The sequence below is a fragment of the Idiomarina sp. H2 genome (genome assembly GCF_004364275.1).
Classification (GTDB): Bacteria; Pseudomonadota; Gammaproteobacteria; order Enterobacterales; family Alteromonadaceae; genus Idiomarina; species Idiomarina loihiensis.
This window is the reverse complement of the sequence record NZ_SNZY01000006.1, coordinates 120,552-143,828: the sequence shown is the minus strand read 5'-3', so window position 1 is coordinate 143,828 and position 23,277 is coordinate 120,552. Positions and strand designations below refer to the sequence as shown.

15 protein-coding genes are annotated in these 23,277 nt (G+C 49.3%); 8 read left to right on the top strand and 7 right to left on the bottom strand.

Annotation, left to right across the window (positions count from 1 at the left end):
* The first annotated feature begins 16 nt into the window (after positions 1–16).
* The 5 genes from DET62_RS09630 to cysQ all read left to right on the top strand — a co-directional run bounded on the left by DET62_RS09630 (position 17) and on the right by cysQ (position 6,131).
* On the top strand, positions 17–2,479 hold the full coding sequence (locus DET62_RS09630) for a TonB-dependent receptor plug domain-containing protein (protein WP_166635830.1): 2,463 nt from the start codon (positions 17–19) through the stop codon (positions 2,477–2,479).
* A 53-nt stretch (positions 2,480–2,532) separates the two neighbouring features.
* Entirely contained in the window at positions 2,533–3,606 is a 1,074-nt protein-coding gene (locus DET62_RS09625; RefSeq protein WP_110013741.1) for a cytochrome c peroxidase, read from the top strand.
* A gap of 177 nt (positions 3,607–3,783) precedes the next feature.
* Positions 3,784–4,128: a helix-turn-helix transcriptional regulator gene (locus DET62_RS09620; RefSeq protein WP_034818377.1), complete on the top strand. Its 345-nt coding sequence runs from the start codon at positions 3,784–3,786 to the stop codon at positions 4,126–4,128.
* Positions 4,115–5,380, top strand: a complete 1,266-nt coding sequence (locus tag DET62_RS09615) for a HipA domain-containing protein (protein ID WP_243734976.1) — start codon at positions 4,115–4,117, stop codon at positions 5,378–5,380. The genes DET62_RS09620 and DET62_RS09615 overlap by 14 nt, the downstream gene beginning before the upstream one ends.
* 16 nt (positions 5,381–5,396) lie before the next feature.
* A complete protein-coding gene (gene cysQ / locus DET62_RS09610) occupies positions 5,397–6,131 on the top strand; it encodes a 3'(2'),5'-bisphosphate nucleotidase CysQ (RefSeq protein WP_110013740.1) in 735 nt (244 codons plus the stop codon).
* Positions 6,132–6,286: 155 nt separating this feature from the next.
* Here cysQ and DET62_RS09605 read toward each other — a convergent pair whose 3' ends face one another.
* Genes DET62_RS09605 through DET62_RS09595 form a run of 3 tightly spaced genes read right to left on the bottom strand, consistent with a single transcriptional unit; the run spans position 6,287 to position 9,987 of the window.
* Positions 6,287–7,288 (bottom strand): LacI family DNA-binding transcriptional regulator, encoded by a 1,002-nt coding sequence (locus DET62_RS09605; protein WP_110013739.1) that lies wholly within the window; start codon positions 7,286–7,288, stop codon positions 6,287–6,289.
* The gene (locus tag DET62_RS09600; protein WP_110013738.1) at positions 7,289–8,614 is read right to left on the bottom strand and encodes an MFS transporter; all 1,326 of its coding nucleotides are present in this window, start codon (positions 8,612–8,614) and stop codon (positions 7,289–7,291) included.
* Positions 8,608–9,987, bottom strand: coding sequence for a GH1 family beta-glucosidase (locus tag DET62_RS09595; RefSeq protein ID WP_110013737.1), 1,380 nt, complete (start codon positions 9,985–9,987; stop codon positions 8,608–8,610). The genes DET62_RS09600 and DET62_RS09595 overlap by 7 nt, the downstream gene beginning before the upstream one ends.
* Before the next feature lie 125 nt (positions 9,988–10,112).
* Here DET62_RS09595 and DET62_RS09590 point away from each other — a divergent pair, with 125 nt between their 5' ends.
* On the top strand, positions 10,113–11,390 hold the full coding sequence (locus tag DET62_RS09590; RefSeq protein ID WP_110013736.1) for a sugar MFS transporter: 1,278 nt from the start codon (positions 10,113–10,115) through the stop codon (positions 11,388–11,390).
* Complete coding sequence (locus tag DET62_RS09585; RefSeq protein WP_110013735.1) at positions 11,387–13,894, top strand: glycoside hydrolase family 3 protein; 2,508 nt, start codon at positions 11,387–11,389, stop codon at positions 13,892–13,894. The genes DET62_RS09590 and DET62_RS09585 overlap by 4 nt, the downstream gene beginning before the upstream one ends.
* A gap of 107 nt (positions 13,895–14,001) precedes the next feature.
* Here the strand turns inward: DET62_RS09585 and DET62_RS09580 are convergent, their stop codons facing one another.
* The 4 genes from DET62_RS09580 to hexR all read right to left on the bottom strand — a co-directional run bounded on the left by DET62_RS09580 (position 14,002) and on the right by hexR (position 21,671).
* Complete coding sequence (locus DET62_RS09580; RefSeq protein WP_110013734.1) at positions 14,002–16,983, bottom strand: TonB-dependent receptor; 2,982 nt, start codon at positions 16,981–16,983, stop codon at positions 14,002–14,004.
* 30 nt (positions 16,984–17,013) lie between these two features.
* Positions 17,014–19,650 (bottom strand): glycoside hydrolase family 16 protein, encoded by a 2,637-nt coding sequence (locus tag DET62_RS09575; protein WP_110013733.1) that lies wholly within the window; start codon positions 19,648–19,650, stop codon positions 17,014–17,016.
* 91 nt (positions 19,651–19,741) lie between these two features.
* Positions 19,742–20,800, bottom strand: coding sequence for a type I glyceraldehyde-3-phosphate dehydrogenase (gene gap / locus DET62_RS09570; RefSeq protein ID WP_110013732.1), 1,059 nt, complete (start codon positions 20,798–20,800; stop codon positions 19,742–19,744).
* A 10-nt stretch (positions 20,801–20,810) separates the two neighbouring features.
* Entirely contained in the window at positions 20,811–21,671 is an 861-nt protein-coding gene (gene hexR, locus DET62_RS09565; RefSeq protein WP_110013731.1) for a transcriptional regulator HexR, read from the bottom strand.
* A 130-nt stretch (positions 21,672–21,801) separates the two neighbouring features.
* Between hexR and zwf the strand changes: the two genes are divergently transcribed.
* Positions 21,802–23,265, top strand: coding sequence for a glucose-6-phosphate dehydrogenase (zwf, locus tag DET62_RS09560; protein WP_110013730.1), 1,464 nt, complete (start codon positions 21,802–21,804; stop codon positions 23,263–23,265).
* The last annotated feature ends 12 nt before the right edge of the window (positions 23,266–23,277 follow it).

Sequence of the window (23,277 nt, the reverse complement as noted above, 5' to 3'; positions counted from 1 at the left end):
GCCAGAGAGTTTCAAGATGCAATTACCTATGTCTTTTTTGCGTAACCCGGTTGCTGCTGCGGTAAGCCTATCCATTTTCACCACCTTGTCCTTTTCTACTTATGCGCAGGAAGATCCGGTACAAGAGTTAGCGACCACCAAGGTAGAAAGTGAAAATTCAGAGGTGGAAGTAAAAACTCTTGGACCGCTCGATTTGCGGACTTCTACGCGTTCGGATTTAAGCGAGGCGTTATCTATAATCCCATCTTTACGCATTGATAATACGGCAAGCTCCAGTACCCGGCAGGGCGATATTAAGCCAGCGGAATTTTCGATTCGGGGCGCGGCACCGTATCAGAATAACATTCAACTGGATAACAGTAGCATCGATAGTCTGCTTGACCCGGCTAAAGTATTACGCCCGGGAGAATCGCCTGGCTACTCTCAAGTGTCGGGACACTCTCAATCAATTTTCATTGACCCTGAGTTTTTGTCATCAATTGAAGTGATTGACAGCAATGCTTCGGCAAAAGAGGGTGGTTTTACCGGTGGCGTGATAAAGGCAAAGACACGTGGGTATCAAGGAGAGAACACGTTTTCGGTGAGTCATCGCATGACCAAAGACAGTTGGACCGAGTTTCATATTGATAAGGCGCAGTTGGCTAATTTTGAAGAAGGTGCGGCGCAACTTCCGACGGGGACACCTGGCAAGTTCCAGCCCAATTTTGATAAGTCGGAAACCTCGCTGTCAGGTACCTTTAGGGCTGGTGATATCGGCTTCTTTGTGGGATATAGCGAAAAGCGCTCGGAGATTACCCAAAAACGGACCTCTGAATTGGCTACTATGTCTGACTTTGAATACTTCTTAGAGACAGGCAATGTTTTTAAGCGTGGAGATGAGGACAAACTCGACAGCGAATCTCGTTATTTTACAGTGCGTGCTGATGCGCTGAATGTGCCTTACGATTTGTACGCTACGTTTTCTTACAGTGACTTTTCTGAGGACAGTTTTTTAGTTAATTTTTTCAATTCTGATTTTGCCAGTGAAGTGAGAGGCTACAACTTTAGCGTAAATTATGGCGACGATTTTGGTGCAACGCGTGTTGACTCGACGGTGGCGCTGAATTTAAGTGACAACAGCCGTGATGCTCAAATAAACACTTTCGATAAATACATTGGCCGGAGCATTTATACCGAGAACGCGTATATTGGCAATTTCGGCGACCTGGAAAATGAGCAGGAGCGCTTGTCGGCATCGCTCGATTTTGATACTGAACTTAATGGCAATCATAACCTTCTGTATGGGTTAGAAATTGACCATGTGCGTTTGCGGCAGAGTCGATCTGAAGATTACGTTTACACAGAATACGCCCCGACAGATCGGACATTAATATCTGGCGTACCTTACGCTGAGCATCATGTTTATCGTGAAGCTGTGTACGGAGCTGGTGATATTGGCTTTAATGAAACTAATTTTAGTGCATACGGTGAAATAAAAGGTGAAAGCGAATCGTTGTTTTATTCGGGCGGGCTACGAGCCAGTCGTGATGCCTGGCTTGGAAACACGAATTTGGCGCCGCGATTGAGCGGGGGAATGTACCTTGCTGACGACGAAAGCCTGTCTGTAGAAGTTGGGGCTAACCGATATTATGGCAAATCGTTTTTATCGTACCGCTTAAGAGATGAAGAAAAGAAATTTGTGACCGTTCGCGAGCGCGAAGAAACTTATAATCCAGATTCACCTTTTAATGAGTTTTCAGGAGAGGACAAGTGGCTGCCGAGTGACCTGAATACGCCTTACGATGATGAGTACAGTATTGGGCTTAGTAGTTCGCAATTTTCCGGAATAGCAAAAATTGAGTTTGTTGTTCGTAAGGGGCGTGATCAAATTCGTACAGACTACAATAGCGAAGATGATACGTACCAGTATGTTAATAGCGGCGAAAGCGATACCAGGCAAATAGACGTGTCCTGGCGATCGCCGACTTACAACTGGTTATCCTCTGACTGGCGAGTCAATGCTGGTGTTTCATGGATGGATACTGAAACCGATGCACAATATCTTGACGGAGGTTATGGCAAAGCCACGAATCCGGATGAAGAGATTATCTTTGACGGTAAACGTATGATGAGAGTAGACCTTCCTGCGGATGATTACGCAAGCCCGATTTCGGCCAATATTGATGTGATTATGCAGGCCTTTGATAACCGCTTGTCGATGACTAACTCGTTTGGATACACCAACGGTTACCAGTACTTGAGCTCTGCTGGCACTGACGAAGCTACCGGGCTCAAAAATTACGAGACGGTTGATCAGGGAACGACATTTAACTGGAACCTTGGGGTTGAGTATCAGCTTTTCGCAGGCAATAACTCGCCGTATGTCAGCCTGGATGTTATTAACCTGACGGACAAGTCAAACGTATTGCGATATGAGCAAGGGACTCAATTATTTAGCCTGGGGCGTCAGTTCTGGGTTGAAGTGGGTTATCGGTTTTAAGCGCTATGCAATTAGGACGTTTTTTACTAGTTGTTATAGGTAGTTGTCTGCTTATGTTCGGTTCAGTCTGTGAGGCAGAGCCGCAGGACTCTTTAGTTGATGTTTATCGAGGTCCTCAGCAGCAATGGCCCGCAGCAACTATTGATGACGGAGTAGATTTTAAGCCGTTAGCACCACTTGAGAATAAACCGCCTTTTCCTGAGAGTAACCCCTATTCGAAAGAAAAATGGGAGCTGGGTAAGCAGCTGTTTTTTGAACGTCGATTATCTAAGTCAAGGCAAGTGGCCTGCGCCAGTTGTCATGATCCTGATTTAGGCTGGGCGGATGGACGGCGCAAGGCTATTGGGCATAATCGTATACAACATGACTTAAATTCTCCCTCTATTGTAAACAGTGCCTGGATTGAGGAGGTGTTTTGGGACGGGCGCGCAGACTCTCTGGAAGAACAAGTACTTGGAAGTTGGCAAAACCCAATAGAAATGGCGGCGAATTTGCCAGACGCTGTGGCTCGTATTCGGAGTATTGAAGGCTATTCACCTCTTTTTGAACAAGCCTTTGGTTCCAGCGAGGTGTCCGCGATGCGGATCAGCCAGGCGATTGCAACCTTCATGCGGAAGATAACGCTGACAAACACACGCTTTGACAAGTTTATGCGAGGTGAGCGTGACGTTTTAACTGAGAACGAGATTAAAGGACTGCATTTGTTCCGTACAAAAGCTCGTTGCGCCAACTGCCATAACGGTGCCTTGTTGAGCGATGGTGAGTACCACCATTTGGGGTCGTCTTTTCATAACGTTGGAGAGTTTCAGGGGCGTTATCGCATAACTGGCAAAGCTGAGGATGTGGGAGCATTCAGAACGCCTGGGTTGCGTGGCATTGGGGAAACGGCTCCTTATCAGCATAATGGCTTTGCTAAAAATTTGGATATATTACTGAACCTATACAATATGGGCTGGTGGCAAAATGCTGAATTGGCGGAAAAAGGTAACGATATCCCTACTGCTCAGTTATCGAGCCACATTCAGGAGCTGAAGTTAAACAAGGAGGAGTTAAGTCACCTTAAGGCTTTTTTGGGCACTCTCGATGGAGACATGCCCTGGTATGAAATGCCAGAAGAACTTGAATAGCTGTGTTTTTGCCCATGTAATCTAGCGTTTACGTCAGGTTCTATATTCCATCTAGCATGAATGTCAGGCTACGAAGAGATAAGCCCGCAAAACATTTGACAAACTTGCGGCTGCAAACTAAATTGATTTATAAGTAACTCATTAAGTGGCTTAAGGGTTTATATATAAATCAATTGTATGCCAAAATCTATAGTACGTACCTACTCACAATACACCAAAGAAGCCCTGACTCTACTGTCTGGGCTTATTCGTGCTGCGCGCATTGAGCGCAAGCTTAGTACTCAGGAAGTCGCAGAGCGCGCAGGTATTTCAAGAAGTATGCTTCAGCGTATTGAAAAGGCTGATCCTAAGTGTGAAATAGGTGCCGTATTCGAGGTGGCCAGTATTGTCGGTGTGCCGCTATTCAACGCAGAACTGTCTTCTCCAAAATTAGCGAATAACATTAAGCGTACCGAGGAGAAACTTGCTTTGCTGCCGCAAAGAGCGCGTAAACCGCAAAAGGCCGTTGATGATGACTTCTGAGTCTATTTATAAAGAAGCCTATGTCTGGATCTGGCTACCGGGAGAGACAACTCCGGTAGTGGCTGGAAAACTCGAAGCCGATGGCGAGAACCTGCTTTTTAACTACGGTAAGAATTATTTAGCGCGTGTTAATGAAAAGCCTTCCGCGATACCAATCTACGAGCCTGAGCTACCATTAAAGCAGGGAGTAATACCCAATTTACAAGGCTTAAGCATGCCTGGGTGTATTCGCGATGCGGCACTGGATGCATGGGGACGTCGAGTTGTTATTAATAAGCTGCAGGGTAATAGGGGAGACAATGTCGATACGGCGGAGCTTGATGAACTGACTTACTTGTTGGAGTCTGGCTCAGACAGAATTGGGGCTCTCGACTTTCAGTTATCACCAACTGAATATGTGCCTCGCTCAGCAAGAAACGCCACGATGGAAGAGTTAATAGAGTCGGCTGAGCGTGTTGAAAAAGGTATTCCGCTAACGCCGGAGTTAGATCAGGCTCTTTATCATGGTAGTTCAATTGGAGGGGCTCGTCCGAAAGCACTTATTGAACAAGAGGGTATAAAGTACATTGCAAAATTTTCAGCTTCTAATGATCTTTATAGCGTTGTAAAAGCAGAGTTTATTGCTATGCGTTTAGCTTCGCTGGCTGGGTTAAATGTGGCTCCGGTACAAATGGCTAAGGCGGCGGGTAAAGATGTTATTCTAATTGAACGTTTTGACCGTAAGCAGAATAAAAGTGGCTGGATGCGTAAGCCAATGGTATCTGCTTTAACGCTCTTTGAGCTTGACGACATGATGGCGCGTTACGCGAGTTACGAAACCCTCGCTGAAATTATTCGGCGTCGTTTCAGCAAGCCACAGGAGACGCTTAAAGAACTGTTTTCCCGCTTAGTATTCAATATTTTATGCGGTAACACGGATGATCACGCAAGAAACCATGCGGCTTTTTGGGATGGCAATAGCTTAAATCTTACCCCTGCTTATGATATTTGCCCACAGGGGCGTACGAGAAATGAGCAGGGGCAGGCAATGCTTATAGTCGGTAACAATAATGCCAGTCAAATGAGTAGTTGTTTGAAAGCTGCCCCCAACTTTTTGTTGAAACAGGACGAAGCTCTGGCTATTTTTGAGAATCAAAAGTCAGTTATAGAGCAAAATTGGCAGAATGTGTGTGATGAGGCAGAATTGAGCGAAGTTGACCGGAAGCTATTCTGGGGTCGCCAATTTCTCAACCCGTTTTCATTACAGACGTGACTTAACGGAATGATTCATGCTTAAAGAAGTAAAAGACATAGCCCGGGATGCAGGCGCTGCCATTATGGATATTTACCAAAGCGATGACTTTGATGTGCAGAAAAAGGCCGACGACAGCCCGCTGACAAAAGCGGACTTAGCCGCTCATGATATTATTTGTGACGGTTTGCGTGCACTGGATATTCAGTACCCGGTTATTTCGGAAGAGTCGTCGGATATTAGCTGGGCGCAGCGCAAACATTGGTGCCGCTATTGGCTGGTTGACCCGCTGGATGGCACCAAAGAGTTTATTAAGCGCAATGACGAATTTACCGTGAACATTGCTCTGATAGAAAAGGGCGTGCCCATTCTAGGTGTGGTGTATGCTCCGGCGTTAGACGCGATGTATACTGGCGAGCGTGATCGCGGCGCGTTTTTGAACGATAAAGCGGTTTCGGTGGCTATGAAAGAGCCTGAAACCTTGCGCGTAGTACGCTCGCGCTCACACCCCTCTCAGGAAACGACCGACTGGTTAGATGCTTTAGGCAAACCTTACGAAATGGTGCCTATGGGCAGTTCGCTGAAATTTTGCCTGGTAGCAGAAGGCAAAGCTGACATTTATCCGCGCTTAGGCACCACAAGTGAGTGGGATACTGCTGCGGCGCATGCCGTTTTAAGTGCTGCGGGCGGGGACGTACTGACCCTTAACGGCGAACCGCTGCTTTATAACCAAAAAGAAGACTACCTCAACCCACATTTTATAGCCCGATGATTGGTGTTGTAGCCTGACGTTTACGTCAGGAACGATATCTCACCTGACGTGAACGTCAGGCTACGTGGGGTCGAATCCGGTATTACGTGGGGTCGGATCCGATATCTCACCTGACATGAATGTCAGGCTACGTACGGGATCAGGCTACGTACGGGTCAGGTTACCGGTGCTACGGAGTCGCGTTCTACAATGAGTGGTTCAAACACGGTCTGGATGTCGTCGATTTTCTGCTGGTAGACGTTTTTTAGCACCCACCGGGCGGCCATCATGCCCATGTTACCTATGGGATAATCTACGGTGGTGAGCTTTGGCAACATGTAGTGTGAAAAATTAACGTTATCGAAACCGACTATGGATAAGTCTTTTGGCAGTGAGAGACCGGCTTCGCGGGCTGAGGTCATGGCGCCGGCTGCCATCTCATCGTTAGCACAGACTACGGCTGTGAGAGTGGGATCTGCATCTAGTAATGCGTGTAAGCCTTTAGCGCCGCCAACCTCATGGTAGTCGCCTTCGTAAAACAACATATCCTGAGCGTTAATATTGTCTTGCGCCAGGGCTCGTAAATGACCTAAATAACGTTGCTCGGCGTCGTGCTTCCACATGGGGCCGGAAATATACCCGATACGCTTGTGCCCGCGGCTGAGCAGATAATTGGTGGCGAGGTAGCCGCCGTGCTGGTTATTCAGTGTGACACAGCGCTCTGATAACCCATCAACAAATCGGTTAAGCAAAACGAACGCAACCTCTTTAGCGGCCAGTTCGTTTAAGAACTCATCTGAGACCGCTTCCACGTGCAGTATCAGGGCATCGCAATTACGGCTTTGCAAAAACTCGATACTTTCCTTTTCTAACTTCTCATCGCTGTGGCCGGCAGCAATAATAACGTGCTTACCGGCACGACGAAAAGCGGCTTCAATATCGCTTAACAAGGTACCGAAAAAGGGGCCGTTCAGCTCAGAAACCACAATGCCAATACTGTTCGACCGTTTAGACGCTAAAGACTGGGCAACGGAATTCGGGTGATAACCCAGTTTATCCATGGCTTCCATGACTTTTAGACGCGTGGCCTCGCGCACAGGAGTATTGTTATTAAGTACTCGGGATACGGTTGCTAAAGATACTCCGGCGAGTTTCGAAACTTCATAAATTGTGGCCATTTAATTGAACTGCTCCAGTGCCTTCGATATTTGTTGTACGCGCTTTTGTTTTAGAGTGTAGCGGTGCATAACCGCCGCGACAAGCAATGAAGCCAATGCGGGCAGTAAAGTGAATGCGATGAGTATTCCCTGTTGTGCTTCCGCTGTTTGAGGCTGGCCGGGGGTATAATTGTAAAACGCCAGCCACCAACCGCCGATGGCACCACCCAGAGCCAAACCAAATTTTATGAAGAAGACCACCGAAGAATAGACTAATCCGGTTGCTCTAATGCCGGTTTTCCAGTAACCATAGTCAACCACATCGGCCATTTTCGCCCACAGCATGGGGGTGCCCATTTGCAGGAAAAAGCCCCAGAAAAAGTAAAGAACAAAGGCCAGTATAAGTTGCTCGGGCGCTACCCAGTAGGCGGCAATGCAAACGCCTGCTGATATGATCTGAACAGCGATATAAGCGTTCACTTTATCAATATAGCGGCAAATCCACTGCGCTAAGCCACAGCCGATGATATTACCCACCATACCGACGCTCACAAACAGCGTAATCAGTTCCTCTTGCATCAAGTAGTATTTGACGTAATAGACAGCCAGCGTATTTTTTAATGCAATGCCGGTTAACACCAGTGCGGCGGCAACGGAAAGGCGCCGCCATTGTTCGTTTTGCCATAATGTTCCGGCTGCTTGTTTTAACGTTAGGTGTTGTTGCTTAGGTGGGTGCAGACGCTCTTTGGTACCGTAAAAGCAAACCACGAATAACGCCATGCCCAGAACACTTAAAGCGGCAATGGTTAACTGATAACCCAGCACGTTATCGCCGTTGCCGAAGGCATTAACTAAAGGGAGTGTACAGGTGGTCACCAAAAGGCCACCCAACATACCCAGAACAAACCGGTAAGATTGCACCGACACGCGCTCGCCGGGAACGTCGGTCAGCACGCCACCTAATGCCGAGTAGGGGATATTAATGGCGGTATAGGCCAGCATCAGCAAGGCATAAGTGGCATACGCATAAATGAGTTTACCCGAGGCGGAAAAGTCAGGTGTGGTGAAGGCTAAGACGCTGAATATTGCGAAGGGTAGTGCCATCCATAGTAAGTAGGGGCGGAACTGGCCGTGCCGGGAACGCGTTTTATCGGTTATGAGCCCCATCATGGGGTCGGTAACGGCATCGAGTAGCCTGACCGCTAAGAACATGGTGCCAACGGCGGCTGCGGAGAGACCAAAAATATCGGTATAAAAAAAAGCCAGGAACAACATGACCGTCTGGAAAATGAGGTTACTGGCGGTGTCGCCTAAGCCATAGGCAATTTTTTCGGTACGGCTTAGCATAGATCCTCCACAGCGTGATGCTGTGATTGTCTATTTAAGAACAACTGCTGTAAAGCTTTTGCACTGTCTTTTAGTGTTCGCTTTTGTGTTTCATAATCAACGTGCACGATACCAAAGCGCTGCGTGTAACCTTCGGCCCATTCAAAGTTATCCATTAGACTCCAGGCAAAATAGCCGCGAATGGCAATGCCGGCTTCAATCGAATTGTGAACGGCGAGTAAATGCTGCTGAAAGTAGTCGACCCGGAGTGCATCGGTGATTTCCCCGTCGGTAACGTGGTCATCCTCGGCCATGCCATTTTCTGTAATATAAATGGGTGGCAAATTCGGGAACTGCTTTTTTAACTCTACCAGTATTTCGGTCAGCCCTTCCGGGCAAATGACCCAGCCCATGGTGGTGAGGTTATCACCGCTTGCCGGAACGTCGCTAAACCAGCCATTATCGGTGGCCCGAAACACGGTTTTGGTGTAGTAGTTGACGCCCAGAAAGTCGATGGGCTGTGCGATAATGGTCATATCATCGGCTTCAATTTGGGGGCGTTCATCGTGGTTAAGCTCATCCATCAGTGATGGATAGTCACCATTCAACAAAGGCTGCAGATACCAAAGGTTATGATATTGGTGAGCACGCTCAGCTGCTGCGATATCGCTACTTGAATCCGATGCCGGGTGGCAGGGACTAAAGTTCAGTACAATGCCGTGCTCGGCAGTGGGGGCGGCGCGGCGCAGTTTAGGCAACGCCAAACCATGAGCCAATAACAAGTGGTGTGCGGCCTGACGCCCTTGCTTACGGCGGGACGACCCTTGTTGCGGCCCGGGTGCGTGAATTCCGGCTTCATACGCCAGATACGCGCTGCAAAACGGTTCATTAATGGTGGCGTAGCTACTGACCTTGTCACCCAGCGCGCGAGCCACAATGCCGGCATACTCAGCGAAGCGATAGGCGGTGTCACGGTTGAGCCAGCCGCCATTGTCTTCCAGGTATTGAGGCAAGTCCCAATGGTACAGAGTAACGTGCGATTCAATTTGTTTTTCAGCTAGTGCCTCAACCAGATCCACATAGAATTGAAGTCCACCTGCATTGACGCTGCCGTCGGCATTAATGACTCGTCCCCAGGCAATTGAAAAGCGATAAGCATCAACATTCAACGACGCGATGAGCTCAACATCTTGTTGCCAGCGGTTTATATGATCACAGGCGACATCGCCATTGCTGCCATCTTTAATGGTTCCGGGCCGGCGGCAGAACGTATCCCAGATACAGGGCTCTCTGCCTTGCATACCACCTTCAATTTGGAAGGATGATGTGGCCACGCCAAAAATGAAATTAGGTGACTTTAAAAACGACGGTTCGGGTAAAGTAATTGTTGTCATAAGTATCCGCTGTATCGGCAGGTTTTCATTGCCATTCAATTAAATTATGCTATACATGAAAGCGCTTACATAATATTAGATGGTGTTAATGCCATCGTCAAAAAAAAATAAAGCAAGAGGGAATTATGACGACACCACAGACTTCAGCGCTGCACGGCAGTGGCGGCGAGCCAGATTATCGGTTCGCACTGACTGCTCTGACATCGCTATTTTTTATTTGGGGCTTTATAACGTGCCTCAACGATATTTTGATTCCATACCTTCGGCTGCTATTTGACTTGAACTATGCCCAGTCGATGTTGATTCAATTCTGCTTCTTCGGAGCCTACTTCATTATCTCTGTTCCGGCGGGGCTAATGGTTGGTAAGATTGGCTATAAATCCGGTATTGTCACCGGTTTGATGATTGCCGGAGCCGGTTGTTTGTTGTTTTACCCGGCAGCCCAGCTAGAGGTTTACGCTTTATTTCTGCTGGCCTTGTTTATTCTGGCGTCGGGCGTGACCATTTTGCAGGTTGCTGCAAACCCTTACGTTAGCCGGCTGGGTCCGGAGGAAACGTCCTCCAGCCGTTTAACAATGACCCAGGCGTTCAACTCATTAGGTACCACCGTGGCGCCTTTTTTTGGTGCCTGGCTTATATTTGGTGGTGTTGCCGACCCGGAAGCCTCTGGCGTATCAAAAGATACGGTAACGTTGCCTTACTTTATTCTGGCGGCCACGCTGGTGGTGATGGCGTTTGTTTTTCTGAAGCTAAAACTGCCCGATATGGGGAAAGTTGATCAGTCGGCCCCGTTACCTACACAAGGCGGCGCCTGGGGACAAAAACACTTAGTGCTGGGTGCGTTGGGTATTTTTGTTTACGTTGGTGCTGAAGTCGGTATTGGCAGCTTTTTGGCTATTTATCTGTCGATGCCGGAGGTCAGTGATATGAGCACGTCGCAAGCATCGCACTATATTTCCTGGTACTTCGGTGGCGCGATGGTCGGGCGCTTTATTGGTGCGGCCGTAATGCAAAAATTTGCCGGCAATAAGGTGCTAATGTTTAACGCAAGCCTTGCGGTTATTCTGGTTGCCACAACTATGCTGACTTCCGGTGCTTTGGCTATGTGGTCGATATTGTTTGTCGGTTTGTGCAATTCTATTATGTTCCCCACCATATTTAGCCTGGCGCTGCGAGGACTCAAAGAAAGTACCGGGCAGGGCTCGGGCATTTTATGCCTGGCGATTGTCGGTGGTGCTTTCATTCCATTGTTGCAGGGCGTTCTGGCTGACTCTATTGGCGTTCAGGCAGCCTTTATCTTACCCCTGCTTTGTTATGTTTATATTGGCTATTATGGCTTTAGCGGCTACCGTCCACGGGCGTTTAAAAGAGCCGTAGCAACCTCGGAGGCATCATCACAATGAGATTAGCAACATGGTTAACAGCAGCGCTTCCGGTTGTGGTTATTGCCGCGTGTTCAAGCCCTGAACCCAAAACGGAACAACAAACCGTCTGGCCGAAACTGGACTTACCGGTGGCGCAAGAGCCGGGCATGGAAGCCAAAATTGATGCGTTAATAGAAAAAATGACGCTGGAACAAAAAGTGGCGCAAATGATTCAGCCGGAAATTCGTGATATTACGGTTGAAGATATGCGCCGCTACGGCTTTGGTTCGTACTTAAATGGTGGCGGGGCATTTCCGAATAACGATAAATACGCGACACCAGAGGACTGGATTGAGCTGGCAGAATCAATGTATCAGGCATCGGTGGATGACAGTGTCGATGGGATTGATATACCCACGATGTGGGGAACGGATGCCGTACATGGCCACAACAATGTGCTTGGTGCCACTATTTTCCCGCACAACATTGGTCTTGGTGCGGCAAATAACCCCGCGTTGATTGAAGATATCGCCGACATTACCGCCACCGAAGTGATGGTGACCGGTATTGACTGGGTTTTTGCGCCGACGGTAGCCGTGGCCCGGGATGTGCGTTGGGGAAGAACCTACGAGAGTTACTCCGAAGACCCGGCCATTGTGAGGGACTATTCGGCGGCGATTGTGCGTGGCTTACAAGGTGAAGTCGGTGAGCGCTTTCTGTCTGAACGCAACGTTATTAGTACGGTAAAACATTTTATTGGTGACGGTGCCACAACTGACGGTATTGATCAGGGGGATGCCGACATATCGGAACAAGAGTTGTTCGATATTCATGCCCAGGGTTATGTTGGTGGTTTGCAGGCAGGTGCACAAACCGTTATGGCCAGTTTTAACCGCTGGAATGGCGAGAAAATTCATGGCAGCCGATACTTGTTAACCGAAGTACTCAAAGAAAAAATGGGCTTTGACGGTTTTGTGGTGGGTGACTGGAACGGCCACGGGCAAATTGAGGGATGCACCAACGCCAATTGCCCGCAGGCAGCCAATGCCGGGTTGGATGTTTTTATGGTGCCGACCGATGCCTGGAAGCCTTTGTATAAGAACCTCATTGCACAAGTCAAAGACGGGACAATTTCTCAACAACGAATAGACGATGCGGTACGGCGTATTCTGCGAGTAAAAATGCGTGCGGGGTTATTTGAGAAACCGTCTCCGGCGAATCGGCCACTATCGGGAAAAACCGCGTTAATTGGCGCAGAGGATCATAGAGAAGTGGCCCGTCAGGCGGTGCGCGAGTCGTTGGTACTGCTGAAGAATAATAACCAGACGTTGCCGCTTGATCCCAACCAGCGGGTGTTGGTTGCCGGACCGGCGGCGGATAATATTGGTCAGCAGTCGGGTGGCTGGACCATTAGCTGGCAGGGTACGGGGAACAGCAATGACGATTTTCCGGGTGGCCGTTCCATTTATGCCGGTATTGCTGACGCGGTAACCGCAGCCGGCGGCGAGGTAGAGCTGGCTGTCGATGGGGAATACGATAGCAAGCCAGACGTGGCGGTGGTTGTGTATGGCGAAACACCTTATGCCGAAGGTAACGGCGATATTGATAACGTCGATTATCAGCGCGGTAATGCGACGGATCTTGCCTTGCTTGAGAAACTGAAGGAGCAGGGCATACCGGTGGTTTCTGTCTTTATCAGTGGCCGCCCTATGTACGTAAACCCCGAATTGAATGCGTCTGATGCGTTTGTGGCCGCCTGGCTTCCGGGCAGCGAAGGTCATGGAGTGGCGGATGTTATTGTTGCCGACGAGAATGGCGAGCCTCGTTATGAGATAACGGGTAAACTGCCATTTTCATGGCCGGCGACGCCTCAACAAGGGCGTCTGAACAGTGATCAGCAACCTTATCAGCCATTGTTTGAGCTCGGCTATGGCTTAAGTTTTGGTGAGCAGGGGGAGCTGCCTGATGACTTACCGACCGACTATGCGGCGGCTGAGGGTGTCAGTGATGTGGTTATTTTTGAACGTGCTCCGCAGTCACCGTGGAAGCTGCAAATTGGCAATCAGAATAAAGCGGTTGAGGTAACCAGCAGCATTCAGTCTATTGAGTCACTGGTGACAGAAACCTTTGATGATCAGGTACAGGAAGATGCCCGCTTGTTTAAGTTTAGTGGTGATGAACCCGCGTATTTTACCTTTGTCAGCCCATTCCCGCGTGACCTCAGAGCGTTTGCTAATGAGCAGGGCGTGCTATCACTAACCCTTAAGCGTGATGCTGGTTCAGAGGGCGGTATTAACCTGGCAATGAATTGTGCAGAACAAAGCTGTCAGGTGAATGAAGATATCAGCACACACATTGAGGCGGGAGCGGAGCAGTGGACCACCTTGAACTTTTCGGTGCAGTGCTTACAGGATGCCGGGCTTGAGCTTGCGAAGGTCGGTGAGGTGTTGCGCATGAGCAGGGCGGCTCCGGCAACGCTGCGCATCCGCGATGCGCGCTTAAGCTTAACGGAAGATGCGGAAAATGTTATTTGCCTGAAGTAATAGACAAATAAGCCATAAAAAAGGCCAGCGTTGAAGAACGCTGGCCTTTTTCTTTGCTTTGGCAGCCCAGCTCCAGGGGGTACTGGAACTGCCATCTTGCCTTGCTCCTAGAAGCTGTAACGAGCACCTAATGCGTAGCGTGGGCCGTATTGGCGAGCATACAGGAACTGCTCTTCGTAACGACCGTAGCCTTCTTCGGTTTCGTTGTTCAGGTTAATGCCTTCAAAGAACACCGTCAGCTTTTCAGTCACGTCGTAGTTCACACTGAGGTCCCACTGGCCGAAGGAACGCGCGTATTGTGGCGGTGCATCAGACGTTCCCTGAGACTGGCCTACGCCAATAAGGTAATTGTCACGCCATGCGTACGTAGCACGTACCGACCAGCCGTGTTTTTCATAAAACAACTGCAAGTTCGCTGAGTCGCTCAGACCGACCAGCGGGGACTGTTGCTCCAGGCTTTCGGTATCAAAGCTGACATCGCCGTCAACAACCGTTGCGTTTGCAGCAACACCGAAGCCGGACTCGCCAAACAGGTGCTGAACCGCAACCTCAAAACCATCAACGGATTTCTCGTCGCTGTTGCTTGGTTGGCTTATGTCCCAGGCAATCAACGGGTCATCAGCATTTGGTTCGATGGCACCGTTTTCATTGCCGTGACCGTTTGCCAGCATTTGCTCGAAGATAGCGGTTGAAGTGGCCTGTTCGCCACGCGCTTCAATATCAGCAACCGCTTGCTGATAACGAGGACCCTGGTAAATATCATGGAGCCCTTCAATGGTGGTTTCGGTAATGGTGTTCTGAATGAAGTTATCAACCTTCTTACTGAAGTAGCCTACCGACGCGTAACTGCCGTCACCATAGTAGTACTCCAGTGACAGGTCGATGTTCATTGATTCAAACGGCAACAGGTTTGGGTTACCGCTACTGCCGCTGCGGGCTCCCGGTTTAGGGCTGCCGCTTAAACTACGACCGCCAGCCAGACTGCCTAACGGCGCGCGGGCAATGGTTTTACCGGTAGAGAAGCGACCGATCAGATCTTCAGTCAGATCCACTTTGACATCCAGCATTGGCAGAAAGACGTCGTGTTCACCGGTCTGGTTAAGGAGGCTTTGACCTTCGCCTTCATACTGCATGATCCACTCAGACGCACTGGTCCAGTTAACCTGCTGTTCGACACGCTGGCGCACCACACTGGTGACATCGGTTTGCTCGTAGCGAACCCCGAAGTTTACCTGCGTAAAGAAGCCTGCCAGGTCAAATGCCCACTCCGACTGAATAAAGACGGCATCGGTGGTTTCGTTTAATCCCGTTTGCCCGTCCAGTGAACCTGGCGGTAATCCGACAATATAGGCATTATCACCGTCGGTAAGGTAGTTAGCCTGGCGGGCCAGCGCTTCTTCAATGTCGTAGGTGTAATAGTAGTTCTGAGCCAGGTCAGTACCGCCGCCGGCAAACTCATCCAGAAAGCCATCGGTGGTGTGGTAGTTAAACATGCCGTCCGGCAAAATGTGCGTGTAGCTTGGGTTGAAGCCTTCGCCGCCGACCAGGCCACTCCAGTAACTGAGGCCTTCCATGTCTTGGTCGGTGCGGCTTAACCCACCTTTAATCGACACCAGCGGAATACTCCAGGCTGAGTTGTACCAGGTTGCCTGCATTTGATACTGCTTGATGTTGGTTTCGCCCGGATTGCGTAAAAACTGACTGAAGTTAGAGTCAATTTCGCCCGGTGCCAGCACATTGGTGCCGTTATTCCACAAAATGCTCGCTTGTGGAATTTCACCATTGCGATAGTCGTAGATCTTGGTCTGCAATTGGTCCGAACCCAGGATGATCTGACCGGTCGAATTAATACCTTGGTCGGCACCGTTATCAATCTTGTTGCTGGAATCGTGCACGTCGACCCACAGGTTTAAATCGGGCGTGAGATCCCAGTTTAAGTTAAGGCCAATCGAGTCGGCTTCAATTTCGGTGGTATCCCAGTTTGCTGTAAACGACGAGTCGTTACCGGCGATGTCTGCGTACACAGCGGTTCCGTTTTCATCCAGAATATACGAGTTAATGTTGCCACCGAACTCATTCCAGATACCCCAGCCATAACCAACACGACCGGATGTGCGGCGCGAACCGGTGTAGTCAGCGGTAAATGTCATGGTATCGGTTGGCGCAAACTGCAGTGTTAACTGACCGTTGGTGCGCTCGTTCTGAACGTCGGTAAAGCCGTAGTTCATATCCTTAGGGAAGAAGTTATTACCGATGCGCTCACCGTCTTCGCCGATAGCGCGTGGATCGGTGAATTCGCCTTCTGCCAGGTCGGGCAGGTCAACGTTTGCATGCCAACCCTGGATGTTGGCGTACTGCTGTTGAAAGTCACGACGGTGTTGTGAAATCGATAAGGCGACTCCAAACGTGTCATCGGCAAAGGAATCACTGTAGATGGCCGCAATTTCAGGAGTAACCGAGTCGCCGGTATCGACCGAGCTGTCGTGCATGGCTTTACCCATGACCACAAATTGCCCTTCCGATTGCTGGAAAGGTCGCGTAGTGACAATATTTACCGTGGCACCCAAACCGCCGCTCGGCATCGCTGCGCGAGACGTCTTATAAACTTCCAGAGCGGTGACGTTTTCGGATGATAACGCTTCCATATTGTACGAACGGGTATAGCCCGTGGACGGCATCTGACGTCCGTTCAGGGTAACCAGGTTAAACTCGGGGCCAAAACCGCGCACGGTAATTTGGCTGCCTTCGCCGTCGTTACGGCTGATAGAAACACCGGTGATACGCTGTAGCGACTCAGCCAGGTTGGTGTCCGGGAATTTGCCCATTTCTTCGGCTGAAATCCCGTCTACAACGCCAGACGACTGGCGTTTGAATGCGGTAGAACGTGACAGACTGCCGCGAATACCTTGAACCTGGATGACTTCCATTGCGTTTTCGTCACGCTCTTGAAGTTGCTGTTCAGTTTGTGTGCCTTCTGTGGGCTCTGCTGTTTGCTCTTGTGCGTAAGTCGAAAAAACAAGACCGGCACTCAGTACGACTGAGACTGCTGCCGCTACAGGGCTTTTGCTAAACATCATTGGTTTGTTCATATTCTTATCCATTTCTGTTTGGTCGTACTGTTAGAAGTTTTCAATGCTCAGGTTGTCTACCTGGTAGACAGCACCGGATGATTGACCCCAGGTAGGGAAGATCATGATGACTTTGATGTCACTGATATCCAGACCCGCATCGAATAACGACTGCAGAGTAAAATGGTAACGCTGCCACTCGCCGGCTACCGGTTGTTCGTCGTAATTACCACTGGCCAGAGGTACTTCCGCATACACCGAAGCATCACTTGATTCGACTTTGACCAGCCATTGTGCATCGGCGCCCTGGGGTTGATCGATGACTCGCATATCAAAGCCGATAGCACCATTAGCAAGCAGGGCAGAGGCGTCGAAGGATACATCTTCGTTGGCCTGGAAGCCAAGCACGGTTTCGGGAGAGCCTAAAATTTCGAACTGAGCAACGTTGCCATAGGGTTCGTCGACTGCTACGACTTGTGGTTCTGAACCAGCGCAGCAATCCATTAGTGACCAGTCTGCGTTTACGTCATCCGCAAAAATGGTAATTTCTTCCGCGCCGGCACTTGGATCATAAATACGTGCTTCATCAACACGGAATACCGCGCCGTCGCCTGTACCCCAGGCCGGATACACCATCACGACATCAATGGCAGACAGGTCCAGGCCCGCATCCATTAAGTTTTGTAAGCTGAAAGCGTAGGTCTGCCATTCACCAACAACTGGTTCCTGACCGCCGGTCGACAAATCAACTTCAACCTCGGTTTCTGCGCCATTAGCTTCTACTTTGAACTTCCAGACCGAATCGGGATCATTCGGGTTAGAAACCACTTTCATATCAAACTGGACAACGCCTTCAACCATGAGTGCCGATGCGTCAAATTGGATACCCGAGTCCTCTGCCGGTTTAAAACCGACAACCGTCGGCGTTGCGCCAATTTCAAATTCGCCGACCACACCGCGCTCTTCATCAACCACTTCCTGCGGTGTGGTGCCGCCACAACAGTCCCATAATGGCCAGTCTGGGTTTTGCTCATCGCCGAATAAGACCAACTCTGGTGCTTCAGCATCGGGTGAGGTGACTTCGACGTTAGTGAGTAAATACTCCGCGCCGGCACCAAGCCCCCAGGCAGGGAATACCATGAAAGCATCCAGAGCGGATGGTTCCAGCTGGGCATCAACCAGTTGTTGGAGTGGGTAGGTATAGGTTTGCCATTCACCAACAGTTGGTGAAACACCTTCTGTACTGTCGGTTAATGGTAATTCCGCATAGGTTGCGTTGTTGTCACTTTCAAACTTGAAGAGCCAGGTTGCAGAAGAATCGCTGGGAGGCGAGACTAACTTCATGTCAAAGCTGACACTGCCGTTCTCAATCATTCCGGTTGCATCAAAAGGTTGCGGTTCACCTTCTCCATCGGTGATAAACTCTTCGCGTGAGACAAAGCCGTTAACGGTGGGTTCATCATTCACTACGAATTTATAGACCTGTCCCTTTTCCTCGTCGTCAATGAGTTCAGGTGTTGAACCGCCACAGCAATCCCATGCGGGCCAGTTCGGGTTGGGTGTGCCATCAAAAATGGTCAGATTCTCAACAGTTGTGGATGGTGGCGTGGGGATAGGCGCTTCACCTGTCACCAGGGTTTCTTCGTCATCGTAACCTGCTCTGACGGTCTCACAACCTTTACCCGTATCAGGGTTTTGGTTGCATTGATAGACTTTGATGTAATCAACCTCAAGTGTTTGTCCTTCAGCGAAAGCGCTGTCATCTATACCCAGGTTATTGGTATTTTCAGGCCAGTCACCGCCCACTGCTAAGTTCATGATTAAGTAAAAACTTTGATCATAGGGTGCTGGCCCATAGTCCAGTGTAAGCTCGCCAGTAGGTTGGTCGTAATACTCGGTGAACCAACCCTGATGATTTAAGCCAATGGCTTCGCCCTTGCTATTATAACGCAGCTGCGAGTCACGTTGAGTCTGGTATAAATAGCCATCGACATACCAGCGAATTTCGCCTTCTTGCCACTCCATAGCATAGGTATGGAAGTCGTCGGCAGGGTTGGCGTCGCCAGGTAGCTGGTAGGCTTTACCCGAAGAGGAATTGTTTGGCCAGTCTCGCCCATAATGAAGGGTCCCGTGAACGTTACTTTCAACATTACCTTCGGCATCAGTAGTTTTCAGGTTAACGGCTTCAACAATATCGATTTCGCCTGACTTCGGCCAGCCGCCATACACGGCATCGGTTGGCATCATCCAAACGGCAGGCCAGGACCCTTGTCCCTCTGGCAGTTTGGCACGAACTTCAACACGACCGTATGTGAAGTCACCTTTGTTTTTGCTGTTTAGGAGTGCAGAGGTATACGGCAGACTGCCGGTGTCATCTTCGCCCGCGGGCATAGCGACAATTTTCAGTGTTCCGTCAGAAACAAAGGCGTTATCGGCGGAGTCGGTGTAACACTGCTGTTCATTATTGCCGCCACCCTCGCAGTTGATCTCAAAATTCCATTTGCCTTCATCGATATCACTACCGTCAAACTCATCTTGCCAGACGAGTTCCCAGTCGGTAACCGGTTCGGTTGTATCTACCTGGCTGTAATCGGTGTCGGTTTCAACGCTATCACCACCACAACCGGCTAACCCAAGCGCAATAAATGCTGCTGCGAGCGGGCGTATTTTTATTGTTGTAAGGTTCATAATTGGTTTCCTGGTTTATCGTTCTTGTTGTTCTGCTGCTTTTTTTATAAATGTAAGCGCTTTCACAAAATAGAACAAGAAATTAACATCGTCAATATGACTCTGCAATATCTTGTTCATTTTTTGTTACAACTTCTTTCCCGGAAGCGTTCATTAGAGCAACGGTATTATCCAGCATTCGGTTGCTGAAGCCCCATTCGTTGTCGTACCAAGCCATCACTTTGACCAATCGGCCATTAACCCGGGTTTGTCGTGCATCAAAAATACTTGAGTGCGAGTTGTGGTTGTAGTCACTTGAGACCAATGGCAGTTCATTTACCGTCAGTACGCCCTGAAAATGGGGCAAAGAAGCGGCATCCTGAATAATTTGGTTGATTTCATTAACGGATGTGTCGCGTTCGGCAATAAAATTCAGGTCAACTAGCGAGACATTGGGTGTGGGAACGCGCACCGCTAAACCATCAAAACGTCCTTGCAGTTCCGGTATGACCAAACCGACGGCAGCCGCGGCTCCGGTTTTTGACGGGATCATGGATTGCGCAGCGGCGCGAGCCCGTTGTAAGTCGCTGTGATAGGAGTCGGTAAGGCGTTGGTCATTGGTATACGCATGCACGGTGGTCATTAACCCAGATTCAATACCAAGCGCCTCGTGCAATGGTTTGGCGATGGGCGCGAGACAATTGGTGGTACAGGAGGCATTGGAAATAACGCGCATGTCTGAGGTTAGGGTGTGATGATTCACGCCGTACACCACCGTGGCGTCAACGCCTTTCCCCGGCGCCGAGATAATGACTTTTCGGGCGCCGGCCGTTAGGTGTTTTTCCGCCTCTTCACGTTGAGTAAACAACCCGGTGCACTCTAAGACCACATCGATACCGAGCTGACCCCACGGAAGTTGGGTTGGGTCGCGCTCGGAATAAACCTGAATGGTGTCGTTGCCGACCTGAATGGCGGATTCGCTGCTACTGACGTCTTTGGCGAAGCGGCCGTGAACCGTGTCAAATTGCAATAAGTGAGCGAGTACCTCAGGTTGACCCAGGTCATTGATGGCGACCACTTCTAACTCTTGATTTAACGACCGCTCGTACAATGCTCTGACAATATTTTTACCAATACGGCCAAAGCCGTTTATCGCTATTCTAATTGGCATGATGACTCCTTTATGATGATGAATCCGGGGACTTTTGAAAACGTGACCCCTTTAAGCCCTCTTTGACCCGGGCCAGCTTATCCCGGAACTGAGGGCCTCGTTTTAATGTGTAACCAGCAATAATGGCGTCGATTAATACCAGTTGTGCAATACGGGACGCCATGGGCATATACTGATCGGTATCTTCGGGAACATTTGAACTGACAATAATTTGGCAAAAGTCTGATAAGGGGCTGTCTGACGCGGTAACGCCAATAACGCAGGCACCGTTTTCATGGGCAATTTCTGCAATTTCGCACAGGGCTTTGGTGCGCCCGGTATGGCTGATACAAAACAACACATCGTTCGGCTCGCTGTTAATTGCCCACATTCTTTGCACCAACAGGTCATCGGAAAACGAAGAGGGGGTGTCGAAGCGGGCGAATTTATTCTGTGCATCGTGGGCGACAGAAGCCGATGCACCAAAGCCGAAAAAGGCGATCTTCCGGGCGTTAGCTAATGCATCCACCGCGTTGGCGATAGGTCGGCTATCAAGCGACTGCCTCGCAATATTCAGTGCACTGAGGGTTGAGTCGAATATTTTTTGTGTGAGCTCGTTAACGTTATCGCTTTCTTCAATATGGCGGTTCACAAAGGGCGTGCCCTTGGCTAAGTTCTGTGCCAACTGCAGTTTAAAATCAGGATAGCCTTTGCAGCCTAAGCGGCGACAAAACCGATTAACGGTCGGTTCGCTGACATTGGCGAGTGACGCCAGGCTGGCAATACTTCGGTGTATGGCCGTTTCGGGGTCGTGTAACACCAGCTCCGCCACCTTGCGTTCGGATTTACTAAATTGTTGCAGTTCCGCTGAAATTCTTTGTATCAGATCCATCGATTGACCAACTCACAGAGTTTTGTAATTTAATTACATTTAAAATGTTATATTGACAAAGCTTTTGCAATTAAACTAGCCTAAATGTAGTAAAGTTACAGAATCAAGTGTTATTTTTATCGAGGCAGCTATGACTGAGCGTCCAAAAAATTGTGATTTCGTGTTGTTTGGTGTGTTAGGGGATCTCTCGCGCCGCAAATTACTGCCTGCGTTATATCAGCTTGATAGAAGCGGCTTGTTAAGCAGTGGCACACGGATAATCGGTACGGCACGAAATGATTTAACCGCCGATGAGGCGCTGAAACGGGTTGAGAAAACATTGCGTGAATTTGTCGCTAAAGGCGATTTCGACAATGATTTATTGGTTCATTTTTGTAAGCGCTTTCATTATGTTCAGATGGATTTTAGTGAAGAGTCTGATTACACCAACTTAAAAGACACTCTCCAGGCTGAACATACGGCCATTTTTTATCTTGCGACACCACCGGCAATGTACGCCACTATTTGTGCAGGGCTGGAGCAACAGGGGCTGGCGAAACAGCCGGCACGGGTTATTCTGGAAAAGCCAATAGGACACAACTTAGATTCTTCACAGGAAATCAACCAGGCGGTTGCCCGGTATTTTGAAGAAAACCAGGTTTACCGTATTGATCACTACCTTGGTAAAGAAACGGTACTGAACCTACTGGCGCTGCGGTTTGCCAATGCGTTGTTTTCCTCAAACTGGGACAACAATGCGATAGACCATATACAGATAACGGCCGCAGAACAGGTGGGGGTTGAGGGGCGTTGGGGTTATTACGATGACGCCGGGCAGTTGCGCGACATGGTACAGAATCACTTGTTGCAGGTGCTGTCGTTGATAGCAATGGAGCCTCCTTCGCGCCTGGATGCAGAAAGCATTCGCGAGGAAAAATTAAAAGTATTAAAAGCGTTGCGTCCTATTGATGAATCTAACTGTCAGGAAGTGACGGTACGGGGGCAATACCAATCCGGCTTTGTGGCTGACCAGCGGGTTCCTGGTTATTTAGAAGAAGACGGAGCGAGGAATAACAGTCAGACCGAAACCTTCGTTGCGCTTAAAGTCAATATTGATAACTGGCGCTGGTCCGGTGTGCCATTTTATTTGCGTACCGGCAAACGCATGCCCGAAAAGTGCAGTGAAGTGGTTATTACGTTTAAAAAACAGCTACATAATATTTTTAATGACACGGCAATGGAGCTACCCCCGAACAAACTGGTAATTCGATTGCAGCCCGACGAGGGTGTCGAAGTGCAGATATTGAATAAGATTCCCGGGCTGGGTAAGCGAATGCATTTAAAAGCGACCAACCTGGATCTCAGTTTTAACGAAACCTTTGAGAAAAAGCGGATTGCCGACGCCTATGAGCGGCTGTTGCTCGAAGCAATGCAGGGTAATCAGTATCTTTTCGTTCATCGGGACGAGGTGGAGTACGCCTGGCGCTGGATTGACGGCATTGTTGCGGCATGGGAGAGCAATGAGCAACCACCTAAAGCGTATCAGGCCGGTACCTGGGGCCCTGTTGCTTCAGTCTCGTTGTTGGCGCATGACGGCAGACAGTGGGACGAATAAATGAAGGAAGTT